Source organism: Paraclostridium sp. (assembly GCF_051657365.1).
Lineage (GTDB): Bacteria > Bacillota > Clostridia > Peptostreptococcales > Peptostreptococcaceae > Paraclostridium.
Window position 1 is genome coordinate 1 of the sequence record NZ_JBOFKN010000225.1, and the last position, 3,950, is coordinate 3,950.

The following is a 3,950-nucleotide window of genomic DNA, read 5'->3' on the forward strand; positions in this document are numbered from 1 at the left end:
ATCATGAAAAAGTCGAGCAGTTCAGCCACGGTGCGGGCGATAGGGTTCGTGATGGCACGAATACGTTCGATATCCTCATCCATCACTTGCGCGGCGTGTGTGACATCTAGCCCACACATGGTGATCGGCACGCCTGCGCTAAACACCATTTCTGCCGCTTCCGGATCGACATAAATATTGAACTCAGCCGCCGGTGTCCAGTTCCCCAGACCGGCGCTTCCGCCCATCAGTACAATCTTCGATTCTTGATTGGGATTTTAAAGATAATATCTATTATGCATGAACCTTATCAACTCTTTTGTGCGTGCGGAGATTTTTTATCTACGGGTTTTAATTCAATTACGGCCGCAGAGCAGCTAAATATCCTTCCTAAGTGTATTTATTATATTTATTAAAACTACTCCACCAAATTTATACAGAGAGTTATCTTGTTTAAAAAGATCATTATTCATTGGTATCGATAGGGTAATTGGACATTATTAGTTGTAAGTGACATGTTGCTGCAAAAAATTTTTCTTTTGCTAATCTAAATATGGGCGGTGATAGGAGATTAGCTTACCGCCTACTTGGTTGGCGCGACATGAGCGAGTAAACCGGAGTCTGTTCCTATTATTGAAGGAATTTAACGAGTGAAAATGAAAGGATTTGTAGCTGCTATTGCGAGCTCATTTTTCTGCGGAAGTGCCTTTTTACTGTCGTCTGAAACTCATGCTGAGTTAAGCGGTTCAGTCACTACGGCCTTTTCTAAAAGCGCTATTGAAGGGACTCTTAACGGTGGTTTACCTACGTCTAGCACTGATCAACTGATTGGGACATATCAGTACGTTAGTCAGGTGTTTATTCCAAGTGTTAGTGGTGACTATAAGTTTGGAATGACCGCAGCCTCTTACGACCCAGTAATGATCTTTTATACAGGAACTTTTGATGCGAGTAACCCATTGATTAACTTTACTGATTTCAATGATGATGGACACAATTTAGATTATACGTGTGGCAATGTGGCTGGTTATTGCCCTGAAATAACTAAAACGTTGTCTGCAGGAACAGTGTATTATATCGTGGTTTCATCTTTACGCTCAGATGTTCAGTTGACATTCCCTCTGGATTTTTATGTGTTAGGGGCCCCAGTCACTTTGGATACGTCAGAGCCAGAAAAGCCTCCGGTGATTGTTGTTATTGTCCGAAATAGCTTTGTACCCAACTCGACTAAAATTAGTCATGATGCTGCGGTTGTTTTGGATTCTTTTGTTGGTAATGTGACTGACAATTTTGGAGTTGCAATCACTAGTCTAGCGATCCTCCCATCCGAGCAACAAACCTTAGTCCTTGATAAACTTGTCCCCATTCCCTCGCGAGCTACCAATGTTGTTTTACGTGATGTAATGGCATCATCAATGAACCGAATAAGTGATCGTCTCGATGTGTTACGTACAGCCAGCGGTAATCAAATAACCGGCTTTCAATCCATTACTGGTTTGGCATCAGGCGATGCGGTAGCTGAAGCTGGTGTCTGGGTCAAAGCATTCTCCAGTAATAACAATCAAGACACCAAAGATGGGTTTGCAGGTTACTCGAATAAAGGCTGGGGACTGGCTGGAGGTTTCGATCGTGAATTATCCCCAGGTTTTATTACGGGTCTTGGATTGGTTTATACTGACAGCAGTATTAGCTATCAGGATCAATTGGCGGGCTCAACAACCGATATTTTCAGTTACCAGATTTCTGGCTACGCTAGTAAGGAGATTGGGTCCGCTTACATCGAGAGTATGGTCGCTTATTCAGTTCAAAATTATGAAGGCAGGCGTAACACGGCTATAAGTGGCTACGCCAAGAGTGACTTCGACGGTGAGCAATGGGGAATGCGCATAGGTGGTGGCCTACCCTACAGTTTATCCGAAAATACAGAGGTTGTGCCTCAAATTAGGTTGGATTGGAACCAAATTCAGCAAGATAGCTATACAGAGAAATACAGTGAGCTAGCATTAAATGTGAAGGATACTAAAGCTAATCTTCTCCGTAGCAGTCTCGGAGCACAACTCAACTATTATACGGATTGGGAGGCATTAAGTGTGCAGCCTTTCGTGCGGGTCTTCTGGAATCATGATTTCATGAATGATGGTATTGACACTACGGCCAATTTTGTTGGTGGAGGCACAGCCTTCGTAACTCCGGGTCAGGATCTCGATAAAGACATCTACTCAGCTGGTGCTGGCGTTACCTTCTATTCATCGAGTAACTTTGCTGCAATGATCACCTATGATTACGACTTTGCTTCGCAATACCGCGCGGGTAATGCTCAGGCTATGGTTAGCTGGTTGTTTTGAGTTTGGCTCCGCGACAGCAATAATGTCCAATTTTGCTGGGCATTATTGTTGATTAGACTACTCGTTGTCAGAATGAATATAAAGTCTTTAGCAGAAAAATTAATAGAAAGCAAAAATTGATACACTGGAGTGTAGTATCAGATTGTATTAACAACAGCATAACTTTATATGATATTAATCAGTGTTTTGATAAAAATAATACATATGAAAATGGTTCGTAATGCCAACTTAGTAATCATTGTTAATTGTTAGATTTTGTTTTCCGTAATATAGAATTGGCCACTGGTCTACCCAACAGCAGGAGTGATCGGCATTCTTAATTATATGTAGATTATCAGAGTTTGGGCCGATGATTGTTCTGGGCCAGCGTTGTGCTAGTAAACTCGGGATTACATGATCTTTCCCTCCGATATAGTGTATTTGAGGTAAATTTGCTATTCGGTCAGCTAGATCTGCGGCGTTTAGAGAACCTGATAGTGGGGATAGATGATGGTATGTTGTCCAGGCTCGGTGATCGATGTTTCCTGCTACTGTAATCAACCGAACTATATCGTCTCGATGTGCAGCAACTAGAACAGCAATGTTACCTCCACCAGAATATCCTACTAATTCAAGTTGGGTGGTGTTGAAACGTAGCTTCAACATGTCGATTGTCCTGTTAGTCGCATCAATTATTTCTGGCGCGAAGCGCTTTTCAGTCCAGTATGTCGAATTACAGCCTGCTCGTTCTGCATCAATATATTGGCAAGGACGGGCCAAATAAACGGCAACACCTTTCGGATGAGCTAACGCTAGACGTAAGGCCATCGGATCTCGTGGTGTTGGATCTGTTGAAGGTGTATTGCGGTTTATCCATGCGAAACCGTCTCCTTCAATGTAGATAGTAAGCCGTTTAGCTGAGGACACATGTGCCGCTGTGTAGACAACAAACTCGAAGTGTCCTGCGGCAATACGGCTGGCTTTCCAACCTTTCAGCGCTGCGAGTGAGTCGGCGTGGAGTGAACGTTCATGTGGTGACGGAACTTGGGCGCAGGATACTAAGAACAGAGCCAATAGGCATACAGGGTAGAATTGAACCATAGTGCAATCTTATGTACTGGTTGTTATTCTCAGACAGTATAATTTACAGTAAAATGCAATCAAAATGATAAATTTAATTTAACGAAAGCTGTTTGAGTTATACCGTATTTGCGGTAATAAGCATTCCCACCTATTTGATAGCTAAAAGCAGTTTTGATGAGTTGGTTGAGTTTTAAAGGTTATATGATGAATATTTCTTCATGGTTGTGGCGCTAGGGTTAGGCCACAGCCATGTTTTTATGTAGAAAGTTTGCTCGTGAACTTACTGGCTCAAGAGCGAGCAAACTGACTCTATTTTTGAAATATTGTGAAGCTATTTAAGCTTCGGTTAGCAGGAGTCTCCGATTCATACGTTGAACAGGAAGTTCATGATATCGCCATCTTTAACGATATAGTCTTTACCTTCGGCACGCATCTTACCGGCTTCTTTGGCGCCTTGCTCACCACGGTATTTGATGAAATCATCAAATGCGATGGTTTGTGCGCGGATAAAGCCTTTTTCAAAGTCAGTGTGAATTTTACCTGCCGCTTGTGGCGCTGTGTCAC

The 3,950-nt window shown here is 42.6% G+C and carries 3 protein-coding genes; 1 reads left to right on the top strand and 2 read right to left on the bottom strand.

The features are described 5' to 3' along the window. Nucleotides 1-227 (bottom strand): nucleoside hydrolase (locus tag ACRCYC_RS17830; RefSeq protein ID WP_438620452.1); only part of this gene is annotated, 227 nt, incomplete at its 3' end. 408 nt (nt 228-635) lie between these two features. Here ACRCYC_RS17830 and ACRCYC_RS17835 point away from each other — a divergent pair. After that, a complete protein-coding gene (locus ACRCYC_RS17835) occupies nt 636-2,324 on the top strand; it encodes an autotransporter outer membrane beta-barrel domain-containing protein (RefSeq protein WP_438620454.1) in 1,689 nt (562 codons plus the stop codon). A gap of 1,426 nt (nt 2,325-3,750) precedes the next feature. Here the strand turns inward: ACRCYC_RS17835 and ACRCYC_RS17840 are convergent. Then, a partial coding sequence (locus ACRCYC_RS17840) for a DUF933 domain-containing protein (protein WP_438620453.1) occupies nt 3,751-3,950 on the bottom strand: 200 nt, incomplete at its 5' end.

Bases quoted from the DNA above. Each gene is read 5' to 3' on its own strand.
- ACRCYC_RS17835 (WP_438620454.1), top strand. From the start codon at position 636: ATGAAAGGATTTGTAGCTGCTATTGCGAGCTCATTTTTCTGCGGAAGT.